The organism is Pseudomonas sp. A-B-19 (assembly GCF_019947515.1).
Lineage (GTDB): Bacteria > Pseudomonadota > Gammaproteobacteria > Pseudomonadales > Pseudomonadaceae > Aquipseudomonas.
In genome coordinates, this window is sequence record NZ_JAGYGN010000050.1 from 1 (window position 1) to 21859 (window position 21859).

Annotated in this window: 9 protein-coding genes and 2 rRNA genes; 4 read left to right on the top strand and 7 right to left on the bottom strand. The window is 61.1% G+C overall.

The window, feature by feature from the left end; translation table 11 throughout:
* A 5S ribosomal RNA gene (gene rrf / locus KGA81_RS29515) occupies positions 1–100 on the top strand; the annotation flags it as partial.
* Between the two features lie 108 nt (positions 101–208).
* A 5S ribosomal RNA gene (rrf, locus tag KGA81_RS29520) occupies positions 209–324 on the top strand.
* A gap of 195 nt (positions 325–519) precedes the next feature.
* Here the strand turns inward: rrf (KGA81_RS29520) and KGA81_RS29525 are convergent.
* The 5 genes from KGA81_RS29525 to KGA81_RS29545 all read right to left on the bottom strand — a co-directional run bounded on the left by KGA81_RS29525 (position 520) and on the right by KGA81_RS29545 (position 7578).
* The gene (locus KGA81_RS29525; RefSeq protein WP_223551156.1) at positions 520–987 is read right to left on the bottom strand and encodes an SRPBCC family protein; all 468 of its coding nucleotides are present in this window, start codon (positions 985–987) and stop codon (positions 520–522) included.
* Between the two features lie 23 nt (positions 988–1010).
* Positions 1011–4421, bottom strand: coding sequence for a non-ribosomal peptide synthetase (locus KGA81_RS29530; protein ID WP_223551158.1), 3411 nt, complete (start codon positions 4419–4421; stop codon positions 1011–1013).
* A 13-nt stretch (positions 4422–4434) separates the two neighbouring features.
* The gene (locus KGA81_RS29535; protein WP_223551160.1) at positions 4435–5364 is read right to left on the bottom strand and encodes a diiron oxygenase; all 930 of its coding nucleotides are present in this window, start codon (positions 5362–5364) and stop codon (positions 4435–4437) included.
* Positions 5361–6137: a DUF3050 domain-containing protein gene (locus tag KGA81_RS29540; protein ID WP_223551162.1), complete on the bottom strand. Its 777-nt coding sequence runs from the start codon at positions 6135–6137 to the stop codon at positions 5361–5363. The genes KGA81_RS29535 and KGA81_RS29540 overlap by 4 nt, the downstream gene beginning before the upstream one ends.
* Positions 6138–6867: 730 nt before the next feature.
* Positions 6868–7578: a GntR family transcriptional regulator gene (locus tag KGA81_RS29545; RefSeq protein ID WP_223551165.1), complete on the bottom strand. Its 711-nt coding sequence runs from the start codon at positions 7576–7578 to the stop codon at positions 6868–6870.
* Positions 7579–7774: 196 nt separating this feature from the next.
* On the opposite strand from KGA81_RS29545, the gene lapG reads away from it, so the two are divergent.
* Together lapG and lapD are read left to right on the top strand one after the other, a co-directional pair.
* A complete protein-coding gene (gene lapG / locus KGA81_RS29550; RefSeq protein WP_223551167.1) occupies positions 7775–8467 on the top strand; it encodes a cysteine protease LapG in 693 nt (230 codons plus the stop codon).
* A gap of 14 nt (positions 8468–8481) precedes the next feature.
* Entirely contained in the window at positions 8482–10428 is a 1947-nt protein-coding gene (gene lapD, locus KGA81_RS29555) for a cyclic di-GMP receptor LapD (RefSeq protein WP_223551169.1), read from the top strand.
* A gap of 82 nt (positions 10429–10510) precedes the next feature.
* Here the strand turns inward: lapD and KGA81_RS29560 are convergent, their stop codons facing one another.
* The gene (locus KGA81_RS29560; RefSeq protein ID WP_223551171.1) at positions 10511–10849 is read right to left on the bottom strand and encodes a tryptophan synthase subunit beta; all 339 of its coding nucleotides are present in this window, start codon (positions 10847–10849) and stop codon (positions 10511–10513) included.
* Between the two features lie 146 nt (positions 10850–10995).
* Positions 10996–21859 (bottom strand): LapA family giant adhesin (locus KGA81_RS29565; protein ID WP_223551173.1); only part of this gene is annotated, 10864 nt, incomplete at its 5' end.

The following is a 21859-nucleotide window of genomic DNA, read 5'->3' on the forward strand; positions in this document are numbered from 1 at the left end:
CATTGGAACCACCTGATCCCATCCCGAACTCAGCAGTGAAACGATGCATCGCCGATGGTAGTGTGGGGTTTCCCCATGTGAGAGTAGGTCATCGTCAAGATTAAATTCCAAAACCCCTATCTGCGCACGCAGGTAGGGGTTTTGTTTTAGTAGAAGTCACCAATTTTCACTGGCACGTTAAAGTTCTAACGGGCTGGTCACAGAATTTCTTGACGACCATAGAGCATTGGAACCACCTGATCCCATCCCGAACTCAGCAGTGAAACGATGCATCGCCGATGGTAGTGTGGGGTTTCCCCATGTGAGAGTAGGTCATCGTCAAGATTGAATTCCGAAACCCCTGTCTGCTAACGCAGACAGGGGTTTCGTCGTTTCAGGGGTACTGAAAAGCCCATTGCGGAGCCTCTCCACAACGCAATGCTGTTCAGTTAAGGAAATTGTAGGAGCGAGCTTGCTCCTACAGAGACCACATTCGCTTAACTGAACAACATTGCTCTACACAACGGGCTTTTTCACATTTCAGGCAAACAGTCTCAGCACGTTGTTCATCGCATCATCGGCAAAGCCCTGCACGAAATCCTTGAAGCCCGGCAGCGCCTCGGCGCCACCCTGCGCCGGTTCGGCGATGATGGTCCAGGTAGCTCGGGATTTGTCCGCATCCAGTGATTCAACGCTCATCGCTGCCCACAGATTGGCCACACCCAGGGTGTTGTAAATGGTAGTCCAGGTCATGTGCCGTGCCTGGTCGTCCCGGGAGTTGAGTTGTTCGACCACCAGATTGCCGTCCCTGAAGAATTTTTTGCGCAGCGAAGACACACCTTCACCGGTCATTTCGATGTGCGACAGCGCCGGGATGAAGTGATCGAAGCCAGCAAAGTTACCGACTACGGCCCATACCTGCCCGGCATCGGCAGGCACGTCCACCGAGGACACTACGTGGCAGCCTTGAGGGTTTTTGATCAGGGTATCGGGTTGCAGAGTGCTCATGGTTTTGCTCCGTTGGGGTTGAATCAGATGAAGTTGATTTCTTTGAGGTAGTCGCAGCCGCGACGCAGCAGCGCCGGGGACTTTTGCGGGTAGTGCGCACCCATCAGCCGAACGCCGGCCTGGGCGTTGTCGTGCCCGATCATCGAGATATCGCCGATGTCCTCCTCAAAGCCATTGAGGTAGAACCCCAGCACGCCGAACAACGCGTTGTCGCTGTCGACCCGACCCAGTTGCTGCTGCCAGTCGGCGACGCTGACCATCACGAATTCGCGCCCCGCCTCGCGGAAGGACGCCACATAGTTGTCCCAGCTCAGGGGTTCGGGGTTGTGCAGGTTGAACACTGCTTGTTCCGATTGATAACGACTGGCGTGGAAGGCGATGAATCGGGCAAGGAAGTCCACCGGCATCAAGTCGAAATTCAGGGCGAACTCCGGTACCTGGCCAAGCTGGATCGAGCCCTTGAGCATCAGCATCAGGCGATTCTTGTGCGGCTGGCACACGCCTGTGAGGCTGTTGAAGCTGATATTGCCGGGGCGGTAGAGATTGACCCGCACCCCAAGCTCCCGTGCCCGCTCGAGGATTCGTTCGCCGACCCATTTGGACAGGTTGTAGCCGTTCTTGATGTAGATGGGTGGTGTCGGTGCGGCTGGCATCTCAAGCACTCGGCCGTCGGCGGATATCGTGCTGGAGGCCGAGAGTGTCGAGATGAAATTGAAGATTTTTTTGCTGTGCCCTTCGCACAGGCGCAAACATTCGAAAATCGGCTCAACGTTGTCCTGCGCCAGCGACTCGTAATCGAGGACGTGATTGACGTTGGCCGCGTTGTGCACCAGTGCGCCAAATTCTCGATCCAGTCGCTGGTAAGCCTCGGGCGCCAAACCGAGCTCCGGCCGCGTGATGTCCGCCGCGTAAACCCTCACCCGGCTCATATCCAGATGCTCCAACCGGTTCTCCTGCAGCGCCTGGGCAAAGCGTTCGTCCGCCGATTGCCCATTGCCGTCGCGAACCAGGCAGGCGACTTCGCTGGCCCCCCAGGCCAGCAACGCCTCGACGATATGTACACCGACAAAACTGTTGGCGCCGGTGACGATCACCTTGTGCACATCGCCCATGCGGCTGATTGGCAACGGCTGAATATCCAGTTCGCGGAAGGCATCGCGCCGAGCCTGTTCGCTCAGTACTTCTTCGCTGCCGGAGCCGCGCACCAGAGTCGCCAGTTTGGTGAGGGTGGGCAGTTCGATAAAGCGGTTGATCGATATGCTGCGCCCGAATTCCTCGCGCAGTCGCAGGAGCATGCGCGACAACAGGATCGAGTGTCCGCCCAGATTGAAGAAGCTTTCGTCGGTGGAAATGTCGCTCGCCGGCAGCTCAAGCAATTCGGCCCATATTTCCAGCAGCAGGGCTTCATCGGCGTTGCCGGGCAGGCGCCGTGAAGGGTTATCGGTGACGCTCACGGGCAGATCCAGCAACGCCTTGCGGTCGACCTTGCCATTGCTGGCGTAAGGCATGCTTGCCAGTTCGGTCCATGCAGCGGGGTGCATGTAGTCCGGCAGGTGCTGTGTAGCGTGGGCCCTCAACGCTTGGCGAGCGGTGCCGGGGAGGTCTTCCCGAGGTTGGGCAAGGAAGGCCAGAATCCGTCGCTGGCTATCGATGACCACGGCAACCTGGCGGTACAGCTGGCTGTCGCGCAGACAGCGCTCAATCTCCTCCGGCTCGACCCGGAACCCGCGGATCTTCACCTGATTATCACGCCGACCGCACAGCTCGATCCCATCAGCCGTCCACTTCGCCATGTCCCCGGTGCGATAGACGCGCAGGCTCCGGCCATCAGGCAGACTCAGGTGAAGATAGCGCTCGGTGGTTTGTTGCGGGTTGTTCAGGTAACCCAGACACACGCCCGGGCCGGCGATGTACAACTCACCGACGGTCTGCTCGGCCACTGGTTGAAAGTCATCATCGAGAATCAACACCTGGCTGTTGGCGATCGGTGCACCCAGCGAGCGGTTGTGGTCGCCTGCCTGAAGCCGCCGCGCAGTAATCAGCACTGTGGCTTCGGTTGGCCCGTAGAGGTTGTAGAGCTTGCCCTGACGGCTCAGTTGCTCGATGACCCACGGCTCGCAGACATCGCCGCCGGTCATCACATGATCCAGGCACTGCAACTGCTCCAGTGGCAGGATGCTCAACAAGGCGGGCGGTAAAAAGGCGTGGGTCAGTTGTCGACGACGAATCAGTTCCACCAGTTGCAGCGGATCGCGACGTTGGTCATCACCGGGCACGATCAGCTCGGCGCCTTGCAACAGGGTCGGGAAGATGTCGATCAGCGATGAGTCGAAACTCAACGAAGAAAACTGCAACACCCGGCTCTCGCTGGTCAGCTGCACATAGTCGGCGTACCAGTGTGTGAAGTGCGCGAGGTTGGCCTGGCTGAGCAACACACCCTTCGGATGGCCAGTGGTGCCCGAGGTGTAGAGCGCCATGCATGGCGCATCGAGGTCGGGGCGTTGACGCATCAACGGTTGAGTGAGGTCTGCATCAAGGACATCGATGCGGCTGATGTCCAGCCCCGGCATATCTTCGGCCAAGGGATGTCCGCCATCATGCAGTAGCAACGCCGCACCGGCATTCGACAGAATGTACTGCTGACGCTGCAACGGATGGCTCGGCTCCAGTGGCAAGTACACCGCGCCACTGCCCAGGATCGCCAGAATCCCCGCATACAGCGCTCTGCATTTGGGCAAGCAGATCCCGATGACTACCGGGCCTTGATGCTGATCCAGCAGCGGTCGCAAACGTTGCTCGATGGCACGGCTGAGGGCGTGCAACTGGTGATACTCGAGGGTGTTGCCAGCGATGCTCAAGGCCGGATGCCCGGCGCTCTGGATGAATTGCTGTTCCAGCCTTTCGATCATCGGCGTTTGTGCGAGTTGCTGCAGCCGTGGATCGGCGGTGCCATTGAGGCGATGCACGAACGCGAGGCTGTCCAGGAACCGCAGGCTCTCGATGCGCTCGAAGCGGGCAGGTACAGCGGGTTCGGCGTGTCGGAAATAGTCGGCATCGCGCGAGTAGCGGCTGACCAGCAGCGTCACGTGGTCAACCAGTGCTGTCAGGGCCTGCATACGCAAAACCTGACCGTTACCCGACGGTTCATCGGCAATGGGTACACGGGTCAGCAGCGTTGAGCCGAGGCAGCACAACACGTCCAGCGATGGCAGGCCGGACACCTGCGGCAGGCCGAGACCCAATTGAATTGCCAGTCGTGGCGCACCGCCGATGTACTGAAACGGTGTGCCATCGTCGATCAGCAGATCAGCCTGTTCAGGCATATCGTCGAGCGCGCAGATCCGCGTCAGTGAGTGACCGTGTTGTTCGAGTTCCAGCGCCAGGTCGCTCAGGGCCTGGCCTTGTCCGTAGAGCAAAATGTCGAGACGTCTCATGATGGGCTCCTCGTCAAACCAGATAGTCGCTGAGGGCGGTTTGTACGCACGGCGAATCGAGCAGCGAACTGCTGTGGAAAAACCGCACAATGTTGGCCACCAGCGGGTGATGGCGATTGATCGGGAAGGCCAGTGCCGACATTTCATTCTTGAGTGCGCACCGCGCCGCATCGTTGATCTGCAGTGCGTCGATCAAGCGGAAGTCGAACGACTTCTGGATGTCGTTGGTCAGGTAATGGCCAATGAACACCGGCAGGATCTGCGCGATGCACTGGCGGTCGCCTGCACTTGCGGTATGCCAGTAGATGCGTACCAGCCGTGCCCAAAAACCGGAATGTCGCCCCTCGTCCAGCAGGTGATCGGCCATCAGGCCCTTGATCGATTGCTTGACCGTGTCGTCCTTGGCGAACGCGGCGACATCACCGGTCACCGTGTTTTCGGCGATGGCCACGCAGATCAGTTCTACAGCGCTGCGCAGGTGCTCCGGTGCCAGTGCCACGGCCGCCGGTATCGCCCGGCTCAGCTCGATCTCATCCGGCAATTCGATGGGGGTGATGCCGGTCAACGCGATGGTCTGTTGCATGAAGTCCATCGCCACCAGTGCGTGGTAATCCTCGTCCACCACGACCGTCATGGCGTCGTAGCGGCAGGCGAACGGGAACTCGAACGCGAAGCGATTCTTGGCGATGCTGCGGGCGGTTTTGTCGACGATCTCGGTTTCGAAAATCACCACATCGTTGATGAACTTGTAGAGCGTCTGCACCAGAGCAAAGTCGCGCTGCTCCGGGCATTCGCGCACAAAGGTTTCGCTCAGCACCAACGGCTGGCGGCTCAAGGGGTAGATCAGTTTGTCGTCGTTCTCCAGCACGCGGCGCGGGCGTGTGCGGATGGTTGCGCGACTTTCCCAGGCGTCGGCGAAGGATTGGTAGTCGGCGGCGTTCATGCGCTCACCTCCGTTACGGATTCGTTCATGCTCAGGCGCAACCCGTCCCACAGGGCGATACGACTTTCCACGGCAGCGATGGCGCTGGCGTACACGTCCTCCTGCCGTTGCGGGTCGCTATCGACCAGGCGCGACAAGAGCTTTTCCGCTGCCGGGCCGTGGTCTTCGGAGTCGACCTCAATGTGCCGTTCAAGGTAGTAACGGAAGGTCGGCGCCTGCTCGATGCCGATGCCCCAATCGTCGAGGATGCGCTGGAACATCCGCGGGATAACGCTCTCGCGACCGTGCAGAAACGCCGCCGCCACACTGTGACCCGGCGCATGCAGTGCGGTGTGTAGCGTATGGCGAACGAAATTTGCGGCCGCCGGATCGACGTTGACGCTCTGCAAGGCCACGTCGTAGCTCACGCCTTCTTGCTGCAGGGTCACGAAACGTTCGATGGCAACGGTGCAGGCGCCGACTTCGCGCATTGCATCCAGGTATAACTCGAAGTGGCTGTAATGACCTTGGGCCGGGCGGTCATCCGACTCCTCACCCAGCACGATCTCGTTGATCAACCGCGCTGCCTGGGGATCCTGCGGCGGCAACCAGGGTAGTTGCACGCAGGTCAGCTCCTGTTGCAGGCGCTTGGTCAGCGACATGAAGTCCCATACGGCAAACACGTGGGTTTCCATGAAGCGTCGCAGGACCGCAAGCGAATGTATTTCAGAGAAAATCGGATGTTCGCTAAGTTCGGCTTTTTTTTGAATCAGACGTTCTTTAGTTGGTTTCATGGATGAGCCTGTAAGTGATCTTTGGTGAGAGTTGATCAAGTACTGAAATTCGCTGGAAGTTTTCTCCTGACGAACGGGTACCTCAAACGAATTGATCTTTTTCAATGCTATGGATGCCGAGTAAACAAGGCGTTGCTGCCGCTTGTGGCTGGCAGCGAAGAAAAACTAATACACATTTAAAGTGTCGATCAAGTTGTTTTTATATTATTTTGGCATTCAGCTTTTTGCAGGGTGATAAGTTCCAATAAAACTTTTTATATTGGTTTTATTTTGGCGTAGTTACTCCTTCCGGCCTATATAAGTCAGAATTGAATAAAGAGTGAATGCCTCACTCGAAGTAACTTTTTATCGGGCGTCGTTGGGGGTGTCTGAGGGGGTGGAAGCTGGTCGCGAGTGATGCCGATCCTTCCGTTCCCGTAATAAGGCTCCTTCCTTCGCTTCTTGGGGCGGAGGCTATGCCATTCGCACGGCGAGTCCCCCGTTTTATTGTGTCTTGGTTACTCAGAGTGGGCGCAAATCAAGGCGGCCGCCATTACCGAGGCATCACGCGATCATTGCGATAGTCAGGATTGAAGGTGGCAAGGCGTTGGGTTGCGGTATGGCGTCGCGAGGGTGGTGTGATATGGACGCAGGAGGTTTGTAATCAAATTATTCGCGGTGCGCATTCGGGAGGAGTGTGCGGCAAGCGAGGCGAACCCTTCGGTGCGCCACCCGGATTTGCCGCTGCGGGTTACTTCGAGGTGTTTTTGGCCTGTGCTTCAGGGCTGTTGAGGTAGCGCGTAATGACCTCGACCCCTCGGTTCAGGTGATGTTCGAGCAGTTTCACCGAGCGTTCGACGTCCCGGTCTTCGGCGGCCTGCAACAGTGCCCGGTGGTCGTCCTGGGACAATTTGCCCAGGCCCATGGCCTCCAGGTTGAAACGCAGGAACCGCTCTTCTTCGATCAGGCCGTCTTCGACCAGTTTCAACAGCCGGCGATTCGGCGCCCGGCTGTAAAGCGCCATGTGGAACAGGCGATTGAGCCGTCCGATTTCGGTGTAGTCGTTTTGCGTTTCGAGTTCGTCGATGTAACGGGCAGCCTGTTCGAGATCTCCGTCCTGGAGCAGTGGCACCGAGAGACGCAGGGCTTCGGATTCCAGCAGGATGCGCAGCGCGTAGGTTTCCACGGCGTCGCCCTGGACCAGTGGCGCGACCACGGCGCCCTTGTGGGCAACCACGTTGAGCAACGATTGCGCTTCGAGCTGGCGCAAGGCTTCGCGTACTGGCATGCGGCTGACGCCAAACAGGTCGGCGAGGTCTTGCTGGCGCAGGGCCGCACCACAAGGAATGCGCCCGTCAAGTATCGCTGCACGCAGGGTTTCTTCGATCACCGAGCGTGCCAGATGTGCGGGAATTGGCCCGTTGACCTTGATACTGCTGAGAGGGTTGGGCTTTTGTGTCACTAAACGCACCCTGATTGATGGAATATTTTTGGATCCAAATGACACTAGTAACTGACTGACAGCTTGTCAAACAAGCTCACGAGTGCCTTTCCTGCAGTTTAGCGCGCTGTCAGTGATTGCACTGTGCCATTGTCTTTTTCCGGTCTAACCTTCAACATTCAAACAACTCCCTCCTGCCTATCCAGGATGCCTCGCATTGGCGGCAAGTTTAACGATCCCGCGGATTTTACGCTGGCTGTGCAGTGCATTGCTGCTGGCTGGCGTGATGCTGGGCAGCTTGAGCGCCGATTGGGATTTTTCCCTGATCAGCCGGCGGGCGCAGGCATTGTACGGACCTTTGGGAGAAGGTCAGCAGCGCATTAATGATTGGCAATACTTGTTGGCCAGTCAGAAGCAGATCGGCGAGCTGGAACAACTCGATGTGGTCAATCGCTTCTTCAATAAACAACTGCGATACGTCGAAGACATCGACCTGTGGCACGCAGTCGATTACTGGGAAACCCCGATCGAAGCCCTTTGGAAAGGCGCCGGAGACTGTGAAGACTACGCTATTGCCAAGTACTTCAGCCTGCGGCACCTCGGCGTGGCCAGTGAAAAGCTGCGTATTACCTATGTCAAGGCGCTGACCCAGAACCGCGCGCACATGGTGCTGACCTACTACTCGAGTCAGGAAGCCGAGCCGCTGGTGCTCGACAGCCTGATTGATGCAATCAAGCCGGCCAGCCAGCGAAAGGATTTGCTGCCGGTCTACTCTTTCAACGCGGAAGGGCTATGGCTGCCGGGCGCCAAGGGCAATAAAAAGGTCGGCGATACCAAACGCCTTTCGCGTTGGCAGGATGTGCTGAAAAAAATGCAGGCCGAAGGATTCCCGGTCGAGACGACTAACTAGGAGCACACGCTCAGATGTCTTTGTTCAAACAGCTGTTGATTGCTATCTGTCTGTTCCTGGTGGTCGCCTTCACCGGCGGTTTCATGGTCAGCCTGGAGAGCTCGCGTACTCAGTACGTCAACCAGTTGCGCTCCCATGCCCAGGACGCCGCGACGGCGCTGGCGCTTTCCCTGACACCGAATATCGACGACCCGGCGATGGTCGAGTTGCTGGTCAGCTCGATTTTCGACAGCGGTTATTACGCGAGCATCCGCGTGGTCGATCTCAAGACCGACCAGACCCTGGTTGAGCGCACGGGTATCCCGGCGGTGAACAATGTTCCGGACTGGTTCGTCAAACTGATCGGCCTGGAACCTGCCGGTGGTGATGCGATCGTCAGCCGCGGCTGGGAGCAGGCTGCCCGGGTCGAGGTGGTCAGCCATCCGATGTTCGCGCTGGCCAAGTTGTGGCAAAGCGCTTTGGGCAGCCTGGGCTGGTTGCTGCTATGTGGCGCGGTCAGTGCGGTACTCGGCGCGCTGTTGCTGCGTCAGCAATTGAGGCCGCTGGATTACATGGTCCAACAATCCCACGCCATCGCCCGGCGGGAATTCCTCAGCCTGCCGGAACTGCCGCGTACCCCCGAACTTCGCCGGGTGGTGCAGGCCATGAACCAGATGGTCGAGAAGCTCAAGGCGCTGTTCCAGGAGCAGGCCGAGCGCAGTGAAAAGCTACGGGTCGAGTCCTATCAGGACTCGTTGACCGGGTTGGCCAACCGGCGTTATTTCGAGATGCAACTGAATGCGCGGGTGAGCAACCCGGAGCAGGCCAGTTCGGGTTATCTGCTGCTGTTGCGGGTCAAGGATCTGGCCGGTCTCAACCAGCGCCTCGGCGGCCAGCGCACCGATGAAGTGCTCAAGGCCGTCGGTGAGCAACTGTCTCGCGAGTGCACCAAATATCCGGAAACCCAGAACCTGGTGACCCGTATCCGCGGTGGCGAATTTGCCGTGCTGGCGCCGGGACTGGTGCGCGAAGAGGCGCTGCAACTGGCACAGAGCCTCGACAGTGCCTTGGCCAGTCTGCACGCTACCGGCGCCACCGATGTGGCTGCCGTGGCGTCCATCGGCTTGGCGCCTTTTGCTCACGGCGACTCGCCGCAAGCCGTGCTCAGCCTCGGCGATCAGGCGCTGGCGCAGGCCGAAGGCCAGGGCGAACAGAACTGGGCCTGTATCGAACACAGCCTCTCGGCCAATGTCGGCGACGATCACCACGCCTGGCATCTGATGCTCGACCAGGCGCTGACACAGCGGCGTTTTGAGCTGTATTTCCAACCGGTAGTCGCCGCCCAGGACACGCAACTGGTACTGCATTACAAAGTGTTGTCGCGACTGCTCGATGAACACGGCCAGACCATCCCCGCCGGGCGTTTTCTGCCTTGGCTGGAGCGTTTCGGCTGGACTGCGCGTCTGGATCGGCTGATGCTCGAGCAGGTGTTGGAGCAAATGAGCGAGCATGAGGAGTCGCTGGCGCTGAATCTGTCGTCGGCGACCGTGGGCGACCCGCAGGCGCAAAACAAAATCTTCGAAATACTGCGTGCACACTCAAACCTCGGCCCGCGCCTGACCCTGGAGATTGGCGAAGAGCAACTGCCTGACCAGGCGGTGCTGGAACAGCTGACCCGGCGCCTGCGCGAACTCGGCTTCTCCCTGAGCCTGCAACGCTTTGGCGGACGCTTCAGCATGATCGGCAACCTGGCACGGCTGGGGCTGGCGTACCTGAAGATCGATGGCAGCTATATCCGGTCGATTGATCTGGAGAGTGACAAACGCCTGTTCATCGAAGCGATCCAGCGCGCGGCGCACAGCATTGATTTGCCGCTGATTGCCGAGCGGGTCGAGACGCAAGGCGAATTGTCGGTGATTCGCGAGATGGGGCTGTACGGTGTGCAGGGCCAGTTGTTCGGCGAGCCCAAGCCCTGGAAGTAACTCTTTAGAGCTGGATTGTCAGTGATGCCCTTATCGCGGGCTTGCCCGCGATGAGGTTTGAACAGTCACTGAAGATCAATGATCAGATCAACCCGCTTTCATCCTCATCGATCAACTGACTCAACCCACCCAACGCCTCACGCGCCTGGGTCCGGTCCATGAGCTTGGCCTGGGCCGCCGCCGGCAGGTCGGTGACGCGGATCACGCCTTTCTGGGTCAGCACCTGAATCAGGTCATCGAGTACCCGGATCATTTCCAGGTCACTTTGCTTGAGCTGCTTGAGGCTGTTTTCCACCGCCGCGTTGGCAAACCAGGCCAGGATCTCATGATTGTCGGCCGCCAGCGTTTCCGTGGCCTCGGCATAGGCGGCGGGTTCCACGCGAACCAACAGGCCCTGCGCATCGCGTTGCACGTAAAACATTGAGCATCCCTCGGATTTGAGCCAGCGTCGTGCTGTCAGCAGCATAGGTCAACTGCACGCCAGTATGTGGCGCGGTGACGAAATCGTCACCGGGCAGTGGGCGCAAACGTGATGGCCGCCCCATAAGGCGTGGCCGTTTTCACGCATCAGCTGTTGTTGTGATCGACTTTGATGGTCGGGTCACTACCAGCAATCAGGTTGTGCAGGTTGGCGCTCGACCAGTTGTTGCCTTCCAGTTTGATCGTCACGTCCGGTGTGGCGGCGGCCGCGTTACCCGAGTTGAACTGGCCGCTCGAGCTGACTTGCAGCGACGACACGCCATCGACCGTGGTGATCTTCAGGAAGTTGTCGATGGTGCTGCCGGTTTCGCCCTGCAACAGATCGCGCAGGTCGATCCGGTCGCCTTCGCTGGCGTTGAAGTCCTTGATCACATCGTTACCGCTGTCGCCTGCTTTCCAGACGAAGGTGTCACCACCGGAACCACCGATCAGGATGTCACTGCCCTGTCCGCCCATCAGCGTGTCGTTGCCGGTGCCACCGAGCAGGATGTCATTGCCCTTGCCGCCGTCGAGGGTGTCGTTACCGCCCGAGCCGAACAGAATGTCATTGCCCGCACCGCCGAGCAGGGTGTCGCTGCCGTCATGGGCACCGGACACATCGAACGCGGTGTAATGCTCGGTGATGTACTGGTGCACGTTGCTGGTGGTGACTTTGCTGACGTCCATGCCGGTTTGCTGCGCCACGAAGGCTTGCATCGCCTGGTAACCCTCGCCGGCAATGCCGTTGAAGCTCACCAGATCGCCGAACAGGAGGTCGTTGCCGTCGCCACCACTGACGGTGTCGTTACCTGGCATCGTCGCTTCGGTGTGGCCGATGATCGAGTTGGCCAGATTCTGCGGGTCGATGTTGGTTTGTGGCGTTTGATCCGAGTCGTACGGCTTCAGGTCGTTGAGCGTCACGTCCTTGTTCAGGCCAATGGCCTCGACGTTCGACAGGTTGTTCAGCAATGTGAAACTGCTGGTGGAGTTGCTGATGGTATCCCCGTCGGTGCTACTGCCATCGCCGTCACGACCCGAGAACTCGTAGGTGCCGTCGCCCTGGGCATGCAGATAGCCGAAGTCCTTGGATGACCAGTTATTGCCGTTGCCGTTCCCGTTGTTGCCATTGGTGTTCTTGGTCCAGACCGTCACGTAGCCCGAGGAGGAAATGTCGATCTGGTGCGTGCTGTCGGGGAACAGGCTGATCGCTTTACCCAACTGATAGTTGCTGGTAGTGATCAGGCTATCGAGTGTTGTGCTGCCATACAGGGTCGGGTTGGTCGACTCGCCGCTCTGGTAGTAAGTCGGCTTGCCGTCAGTAATGAAATACGTGAGGTTCTTCGCCCCGGTGTTGGCCACCGCATCCGCACTCTGGAACCAGTTGGCCGTGGTCTTGAACACGTCCTCGTAGTTGGTGCCGCCGCCGGACGACATCGAGTCCAGAGTGGCCTTCAACTGAGTCAGCGCATTGGAGTCATTGAGGTTCACCGACACCGACTTGTTGACCTGGGCATCGAAGTCCACCAGGAAGATGTTCACCGTACCCGAGTTGCTGCCCAGGCTTTGCTTGAGGGTGTTGAACACCGACGTCAGCGAGTCCTTGGCTGCGTTGATCGACGAGGAACTCATACTGCCGGAACTGTCGACCATGAACGCGATGTTGTAGTTGGTGCCCGGCACGACGGTCAGGCCGCCGATGTCGGCGATCATGATGTCGTTGCCGTCGGTGCCAGTGACGGTGTCATTGGCCGCGGTGGCGGTGACGGCGTTATAGACCGCCGGGTACACGGTCACGGGAATCTGCGAAGTGCTGCTGGCCAGACCACCCAGGGCCTCGGTGGAGGTCGAGGTCATGGTCAGGTCGAACTGGCCGTTGTAGTACGGTGGCGGAGTTACGGTCAGAGAGCCGAGGTTCCAGCCCGTCACGTTGGCCTCGCCATTGGTCGCGGTAACTGTGAAGGTATGTCCTGCGCCGTCGGTGAGCACCGAGCCGACCGGCATGCCGCTGATCTTCAGGCTCAGGGTTTCCGAACCGTCGGTGTCGGTCAGCGCGGTGGTGATGGCGGACAATTTCACACTGGTGCCTTCAGCGCCGGTATTGAGCTTGTAACCGTCGTAGTAGCCTTCGCCATTGGTGCCGTGCAAGTCGGACACGGTCACACCGCCACTCACCAGATCCGACACGCCGGTGTAAATCGGTACACCGGCACTGCTCAGGTCGATCGGCGTGCTGCCATTGACCGACAGGTTCACGTCATAGCTGCCCGGGCCACTCTGGTTGTGGTGGTAGACGTCCAGGGTGTAGTAGCCGCTGGTGGTCGGGGTGAAGGAACCATTGAGGTTGCCGCCCGCACCCCACGTGATTGCGGCCACGTTCTTGCCACCGATGGTCACCAACAGGCTGTCATCGCCAGTACCGCTGAAGGTGTAGGTCTTGCCGGCTTCGAGGTAGATCAGGCCGGAGGTTTTCGACGCCGTACCGGCGGTTACGCCACCATCGGACTGTACGTTGGTCACGGTGCCTGTGGAGTTTGGTGTACCCGCGGCGTCGATCACGTTTTTCAGCGTGGTCGAGTCCGCGCCGCTGCCACTGGTACCCAGACCTGAAAGGCCGGTCCAGACTTCCTTGATCAGCCCGGTGGACTTCACGCTGTTGTCGGCAACGCTCAAGGTCGGGGCATCCGCCACCGGGGTGATGTCGATCTTGATCGTGCCGGTGTTGCCCAGGGCCTGGCCGTCCGTTGGCTGGAACTTGATCTGTGCGTAGTCGGCCTGATTGTTGCCCAGGCCGGTACCGCCATATCCGTCTACGCCCGACTCGTTGGCATCCGGCGTGAAGCGTAGCTTGCCAGCGTCGATATCAGCCTTGCTGAAGGTCTGGTTGGTGGCGACGTCTTTCCAGGTCGAGCCGTCCAGATATTGCAGTTTACCCTCGCCCGGCAGTTGAGTGATTTTCACGCCCAGGCTGGTGGCCGGACTGTCGACGTCACTGACGCCGAAGGTCGACCAGCCGAGAACCAGAGGCGTGTCTTCGGTGCCGGTGACGTTGATCGGCGCTGCAACCGGTGCGTCATTGACCGCCACCACGTTGACCGTGGTGGTTGCGGTGTTGGAGTAGTTGCTGCCATCGGTCACTGTCACAGTGATGATGCGTGGCACGGTGCTCGGATCTTCACTGTTGTTGGTGAAGGTGATGTTCTTGATCTGCTGCATGTAGTCGGCCAGCGTCGCGTTGCCCGACAGGGTCAGGGTGACGGTGCCATTGGTGCTGTTGGCATTGATGGTGATGCCGTTGACGCTGTTGCCCAGGTTCAGCGCATCGCCGTCCTGACGGTTGGTCAGTACGATGGTCGCGCCGGTCAGCAGAGTACTGTCCGGGTCGGTGATGCTCAGGTCGGTATCGCCGATCGACACGCCTGCACCCGGAGTGTTCTCGGTGAAGGTCACCTTGTAATCAGCCCCGATGGCGCCGCTGGAGTTGTTGGTGTCGAGGTCCAGCGCGGGCGGTGCATCGTTGTCGATGATCGAAGTGCTGACGCTGCCGTTGGACGAGCTGATCGCCAGGTTCTCGAAGTTGCCGCCGGTGGCCGAGTCGATCTTGACCACGAAGTTTTCGGTGCCTTCGGTGATTTTGTCGTCGATGGTCGCGACGTTGAAGCTGGCACTGCTGGCACCCGCCGGGATCTTCACGGTGTACACACCGGTGAAGTCCGAACCGTCGGCGGCGGTACCGCTGTAGACGATTTTCAGCGTCACTTCAGTCTGGGCCGGGTTGGTCAGGCTGACGGTGTAACTGGCGGGCTGGCCTTCGGTCACCGAGGTGCTGCCGCTGATGCTGACAGTGGTGGTGTCCTGGAAGTCAATGACGCTGGTCGACACTGGCGTCTTGTCCGTGCCGAGGGCTTCCAGGTTGCCGCCGCTGGCGGTCTTGATTGATTCGGTAACGGTTGGCGCGCCTGTGTAGACGTCGTTGCCCACAGTAATCGGCAGAGTGCCGGAACTTTGGCCGACGGCGATGGTGATCACCTTGCCGCTGTCCAGCGTCACGGTCACCGGGGTGTCGTGTGCCGTGACAGGGACGCCATTTTTGTCGGTGATGGTCGCGGTATACGTGATCGTGCCGTTTTCGCTCACCGATGGGGTTGCTGTCAGCTTCACGGTGGTGGCGTCGTTGACGTCGTTGACCGTGGTGGCCACGGGCGTGGTGTTAGGCGACACCAACTCCAGGTTGCCACCCACTGCGTCCTTGATGGATTCGGTGACGGTGGTCGGCCCCTGGTAGACGTCGTTGCCCACCGTGACCGGCAAGCTGCCAGAACTCTGGCCTTCGGCGATGGTGATCACCTTGCCGCTGTCCAGCGACACGGTCACCGGCCCGTTCTGCGCGGTGACCGGGTCACCGTTTTTGTCGGTCAGGGTGGCCGTGTAGGTGATGGTGCCGTGCTCGTCGACGCTCGGCGTCGCGCTCAGGGTCACCGTGGTGGTGTCGTTGACATCGTTGACCGTGGTGGTGACCGGGGTTTTCACCGGATTGATCGCTTCGAGGTTACCGCCCACCGCGTCCTTGATGGACTCGGTCACGCTGGTCGGGCCCTGGTACACGTCGTTGCCGACGGTGACCGGCAGGCTGCCGGAACTCTGGCCTTCGGCGATGGTGATGACCTTGCCGCTGTCGAGGGTCACGGTGACCGGACCGTTCTGCGCGGTGACCGGGGCGCCGTTCTTGTCGGTTAGGGTCGCGGTGTAGGTGATCGTGCCGTGCTCGTCGACGCTCGGCGTGGCGGTCAGGGTCACGGTGGTGGTGTCGTTGACATCGTTGACCGTGGTGGTGGCCGGGGTCTTGATCGGGTTGATCGCTTCGAGGTTGCCACCCACTGCGTCCTTGATGGATTCGCTGACGGTGGTCGGGCCGGTGTAGACGTCGTTGCCGACCGTGACCGGCAAGCTGCCAGAACTCTGGCCTTCGGCAATGGTAATGACCTTGCCGCTGTCCAGCGTCACGGTCACCGGCCCGTTCTGCGCGGTGACCGGGGCGCCGTTCTTGTCGGTTAGGGTCGCGGTGTAGGTGATGGTGCCGTGCTCGTCGACGCTCGGCGTCGCGCTCAGGGTCACGGTGGTGGTGTCGTTGACGTCGGTGATCGTGGTGTTCACCGGCGTTTTCACCGGGTTGATCGCTTCGAGGTTGCCGCCCACCGCGTCCTTGATGGATTCGCTGACGGTGGTCGGGCCGGTGTAGACGTCGTTGCCGACGGTGACCGGCAAGCTGCCAGAACTCTGGCCTTCGGCGATGGTGATGACCTTGCCGCTGTCGAGGGTCACGGTGACCGGGCCGTTCTGCGCGGTGACCGGTTGGCCCTGGGCATCGGTCAGGGTGGCGGTGTAGGTGATGGTGCCGTGCTCGTCCACGCTCGGGGTGGCGGTCAAGGTCACGGTGGTGGTGTCGTTGACGTCGGTGATCGTGGTGTTCACCGGTGTTTTCACCGGGTTGATCGCTTCGAGATTGCCGCCCACTGCGTCCTTGATGGATTCGCTGACCGTGGTTGGTCCTTGGTAGACGTCGTTGCCGACGGTGACCGGCAAGCTGCCAGAGCTCTGGCCTTCGGCGATGGTGATGACTTTGCCGCTGTCCAGCGTGACGGTCACCGGCCCGTTCTGCGCGGTGACCGGGGCACCGTTCTTGTCGGTCAGGGTCGCGGTGTAGGTGATGGTGCCGTGCTCGTCCACGCTCGGCGTCGCGCTCAGGGTCACCGTGGTGGTGTCGTTGACATCGTTGACCGTGGTGCTCACCGGGGTCTTGATCGGATCGATGGCTTCGAGGTTACCACCGGCCGCTTCCTTGATGGATTCGCTGACCGTGGTCGGCCCCTGGTAGGCGTCGTTGCCGACCGTGACCGGCAGGCTGCCAGAACTCTGGCCTTCGGCGATGGTGATGACCTTGCCGCTGTCCAGTGTGACGGTCACCGGCCCGTTCTGCGCGGTGACCGGGGCACCGTTCTTGTCGGTCAGGGTGGCGGTGTAGGTGATGGTGCCGTGCTCGTCCACGCTCGGGGTCGCGCTCAGCGTCACGGTGGTGGCGTCGTTGACGTCGTTGACCGTGGTGCTCACCGGGGTCTTGATCGGATCGATGGCTTCGAGGTTACCACCGGCCGCTTCCTTGATGGATTCGGTCACGCTGGTCGGCCCCTGGTACACGTCATTGCCGACCGTGACCGGCAGGCTGCCGGAACTCTGGCCTTCGGCAATGGTGATGACCTTGCCGCTGTCGAGGGTCACGGTCACCGGGCCGTTCTGCGCGGTGACCGGTTGGCCCTGGGCATCGGTCAGGGTCGCGGTGTAGGTGATGGTGCCGTTTTCGTCCACGCTCGGGGTCGCGCTCAGGGTCACCGTGGTGGTGTCGCTGACGTCATTGACCGTGGTGCTGACCGGGGTCTTGATCGGATCGATGGCTTCGAGGTTGCCGCCCACCGCGTCCTTGATGGACTCGGTCACGCTGGTCGGCCCTTGGTACACGTCATTGCCGACGGTGACCGGCAAGCTGCCGGAACTCTGGCCTTCGGCGATGGTAATGACCTTGCCGCTGTCGAGGGTCACGGTCACCGGGCCGTTCTGCGCGATGACCGGTTGGCCCTGGGGATCGGTCAGGGTCGCGGTGTAGGTGATGGTGCCGTTTTCGTCCACGCTCGGCGTCGCGCTCAGCGTCACGGTGGTGGTGTCGTTGACGTCGGTGACCGTGGTGCTGACCGGGGTCTTGATCGGATCGATCGCTTCGAGGTTGCCGCCGTCGGCCGATTTGATCGACTCGGTGACGGTGGTCGGCCCCTGGTACACGTCATTGCCGACGGTGACCGGCAGGCTGCCGGCGCTCTGGCCTTCGGCGATGGTGATGACTTTGCCGCTGTCGAGGGTCACGGTGACCGGGCCGTTCTGCGCGGTGACCGGGGCACCGTTCTTGTCGGTCAAAGTCGCGGTGTAAGTGATCGTGCCGTGCTCGTCCACGCTCGGGGTGGCGCTCAAGGTCACCGTAGTGGTGTCGTTGACGTCGTTGACCGTGGTGGTCACGGGCGTGGTGTTTGGCGACACCAGCTCAAGGTTGCCACCTACCGCGTCCTTGATGGACTCGGTCACGCTGGTCGGCCCCTGGTAGGCGTCGTTGCCGACGGTGACCGGCAGGCTGCCGGAACTCTGGCCTTCGGCGATGGTGATGACCTTGCCGCTGTCCAGCGTCACGGTCACTGGACCGTTCTGCGCGGTGACCGGTTGGCCCTGGGCATCGGTCAGGGTGGCGGTGTAAGTGATGGTGCCGTGCTCGTCGACGCTCGGGGTGGCGGTCAGGGTCACGGTGGTGGTGTCGTTGACGTCATTGACCGTGGTGGTCACGGGCGTGGTGTTTGGCGACACCACCTCCAGGTTGCCCCCCACCGCGTCCTTGATGGACTCGGTCACGCTGGTCGGGCCCCGGTACACGTCGTTGCCGACGGTGACCGGCAAGCTGCCGGCGCTCTGGCCTTCGGCGATGGTGATGACCTTGCCGCTGTCGAGGGTCACGGTCACCGGACCGTTTTGTGCGGTGACCGGGTCACCGTTCTTGTCGGTCAGGGTGGCGGTGTAGGTGATGGTGCCGTGCTCGTCGACGCTCGGGGTGGCGCTCAGGGTCACCGTGGTGGTGTCGTTGACGTCGGTGACCGTGGTGGTGACCGGCGTTTTAACCGGGTTGATGGCTTCGAGGTTACCGCCGTCCGCCGATTTGATCGACTCGGTCACCGTGGTCGGCCCCTGGTACACGTCATTGCCGACCGTGACCGGCAGGCTGCCGGCGCTCTGGCCTTCGGCGATGGTGATGACCTTGCCGCTGTCGAGGGTCACGGTGACCGGGCCGTTCTGCGCGGTGACCGGTTGGCCCTGGGCGTCGGTCAGGGTGGCGGTGTAAGTGATGGTGCCGTGCTCGTCGACGCTCGGGGTGGCGGTCAGGGTCACGGTGGTGGTGTCGTTGACGTCGGTGATCGTGGTGGTGACCGGGGTCTTGATCGGATCGATCGCTTCGAGGTTGCCGCCGTCAGCCGATTTGATCGACTCGGTGACGGTGGTTGGCCCCTGGTACACGTCGTTGCCGACGGTGACCGGCAGGCTGCTGGAACTCTGGCCTTCGGCGATGGTGATCACCTTGCCGCTGTCCAGCGTCACGGTCACCGGACCGTTCTGCGCGGTGACCGGGTCACCGTTCTTGTCGGTCAGGGTCGCGGTGTAGGTGATGGTGCCGTGCTCATCCACGCTCGGGGTGGCGGTCAAGGTCACCGTGGTGGTGTCGTTGACGTCGGTGACCGTGGTGCTGACCGGGGTCTTGATCGGATCGATCGCTTCGAGGTTACCGCCCACCGCATCCTTGATGGATTCGCTGACGGTGGTCGGGCCCTGGTAGACGTCGTTGCCGACCGTGACTGGCAAGCTGCCAGAACTCTGGCCTTCGGCGATGGTGATCACCTTGCCGCTGTCCAGCGTCACGGTCACCGGACCGTTCTGCGCGGTGACTGGGGCACCGTTCTTGTCGGTCAGGGTGGCGGTGTAGGTGATGGTGCCGTTTTCGTCCACGCTCGGGGTCGCGCTCAGGGTCACGGTGGTGGTGTCGTTGACATCGTTGACCGTGGTTTCCACCGGTATTTTCACCGGGTTGATCGCTTCGAGGTTGCCACCGGCCGCTTCCTTGATGGATTCGCTGACGCTGGTCGGCCCCTGGTAGACGTCGTTGCCGACCGTGACTGGCAAGCTGCCGGCGCTCTGGCCTTCGGCGATGGTGATCACCTTGCCGCTGTCCAGCGTCACGGTCACCGGACCGTTTTGCGCGGTGACCGGTTGGCCCTGGGCGTCGGTCAGGGTGGCGGTGTAGGTGATGGTGCCGTGCTCGTCGACGCTCGGGGTGGCGGTCAGGGTCACGGTGGTGGTGTCGTTGACGTCGGTGATCGTGGTGTTCACCGGCGTTTTCACCGGGTTGATCGCTTCGAGATTGCCGCCCACCGCGTCCTTGATGGATTCGCTGACGGTGGTCGGGCCGGTGTAGACGTCGTTGCCGACGGTGACCGGCAGGCTGCCGGCGCTCTGGCCTTCGGCGATGGTGATGACCTTGCCGCTGTCGAGGGTCACGGTGACCGGACCGTTCTGCGCGGTGACCGGGTCACCGTTCTTGTCGGTCAGGGTGGCGGTGTAGGTGATGGTGCCGTGCTCGTCGACGCTCGGGGTGGCGGTCAAGGTCACCGTGGTGCTGTCGTTGACGTCATTGACCGTGGTGCTGACCGGCGTTTTCACCGGATTGATCGCTTCGAGATTGCCGCCCACCGCGTCCTTGATGGACTCGCTGACGGTGGTCGGGCCGGTGTAGACGTCGTTGCCGACGGTGACCGGCAGGCTGCCGGCGCTCTGGCCTTCGGCGATGGTGATGACCTTGCCGCTGTCCAGCGTGACGGTCACCGGACCGTTCTGCGCGGTGACCGGGTCACCGTTCTTGTCGGTCAAGGTCGCGGTGTAGGTGATGGTGCCGTGCTCGTCGACGCTCGGGGTCGCGCTCAGGGTCACGGTGGTGCTGTCGTTGACGTCGGTGATCGTGGTGTTCACCGGCGTTTTCACCGGGTTGATCGCTTCGAGGTTGCCGCCGTCGGCCGATTTAATCGACTCGGTCACGGTGGTCGGGCCGGTGTAGACGTCGTTGCCGACGGTGACCGGCAGGCTGCCGGCGCTCTGGCCTTCGGCGATGGTGATGACCTTGCCGCTGTCGAGGGTCACGGTGACCGGACCGTTCTGCGCGGTGACCGGGTCACCGTTCTTGTCGGTCAGGGTGGCGGTGTAGGTGATGGTGCCGTGCTCGTCGACGCTCGGGGTGGCGGTCAAGGTCACCGTGGTGCTGTCGTTGACGTCATTGACCGTGGTGGTGACCGGCGTTTTCACCGGATTGATCGCTTCGAGATTGCCGCCCACCGCGTCCTTGATGGACTCGCTGACGGTGGTCGGGCCGGTGTAGACGTCGTTGCCGACGGTGACCGGCAGGCTGCCGGCGCTCTGGCCTTCGGCGATGGTGATGACCTTGCCGCTGTCCAGCGTGACGGTCACCGGACCGTTCTGCGCGGTGACCGGGTCACCGTTCTTGTCGGTCAAGGTCGCGGTGTAGGTGATGGTGCCGTGCTCGTCCACGCTCGGGGTCGCGCTCAGGGTCACGGTGGTGCTGTCGTTGACGTCGGTGATCGTGGTGTTCACCGGCGTTTTCACCGGGTTGATCGCTTCGAGGTTGCCGCCGTCGGCCGATTTAATCGACTCGGTCACGGTGGTCGGGCCGGTGTAGACGTCGTTGCCGACGGTGACCGGCAGGCTGCCGGCGCTCTGGCCTTCGGCGATGGTGATGACCTTACCGCTGTCTAGGGTCACGGTCACCGGCCCGTTCTGCGCGGTGACCGGGGCACCGTTCTTGTCGGTCAAAGTTGCGGTGTAAGTGATGGTGCCGTGTTCGTCGACGCTCGGCGTCGCGCTCAAGGTCACGGTGGTGGTGTCGTTGACATCGTTGACCGTGGTTTCCACCGGTATTTTCACCGGGTTGATCGCTTCGAGGTTGCCGCCGTCGGCCGATTTGATCGACTCGGTGACGGTGGTCGGCCCCTGGTAGACGTCATTGCCGACGGTGACCGGCAGGCTGCCGGAACTCTGGCCTTCGGCGATGGTGATCACCTTGCCGCTGTCCAGCGTCACGGTCACCGCCCCGTTCTGCGCGGTGACCGGTTGGCCCTGGGCATCGGTCAAGGTCGCGGTGTAGGTGATGGTGCCGTGCTCGTCGACGCTCGGCGTCGCGGTCAAGGTCACGGTGGTGGTGTCGTTGACGTCGTTGACCGTGGTGCTGACCGGGGTCTTGATCGGATCGATGGCTTCGAGGTTACCGCCCACTGCGTCCTTGATGGATTCGCTGACCGTGGTTGGTCCTTGGTACACGTCGTTGCCG

Bases quoted from the DNA above. Each gene is read 5' to 3' on its own strand.
- KGA81_RS29535 (WP_223551160.1), bottom strand. From the start codon at position 5,364: ATGAACGCCGCCGACTACCAATCCTTCGCCGACGCCTGGGAAAGTCGC.
- KGA81_RS29530 (WP_223551158.1), bottom strand. From the start codon at position 4,421: ATGAGACGTCTCGACATTTTGCTCTACGGACAAGGCCAGGCCCTGAGC.
- KGA81_RS29525 (WP_223551156.1), bottom strand. From the start codon at position 987: ATGAGCACTCTGCAACCCGATACCCTGATCAAAAACCCTCAAGGCTGC.
- KGA81_RS29560 (WP_223551171.1), bottom strand. From the start codon at position 10,849: ATGTTTTACGTGCAACGCGATGCGCAGGGCCTGTTGGTTCGCGTGGAA.
- lapD (WP_223551169.1), top strand. From the start codon at position 8,482: ATGTCTTTGTTCAAACAGCTGTTGATTGCTATCTGTCTGTTCCTGGTG.
- KGA81_RS29540 (WP_223551162.1), bottom strand. From the start codon at position 6,137: ATGAAACCAACTAAAGAACGTCTGATTCAAAAAAAAGCCGAACTTAGC.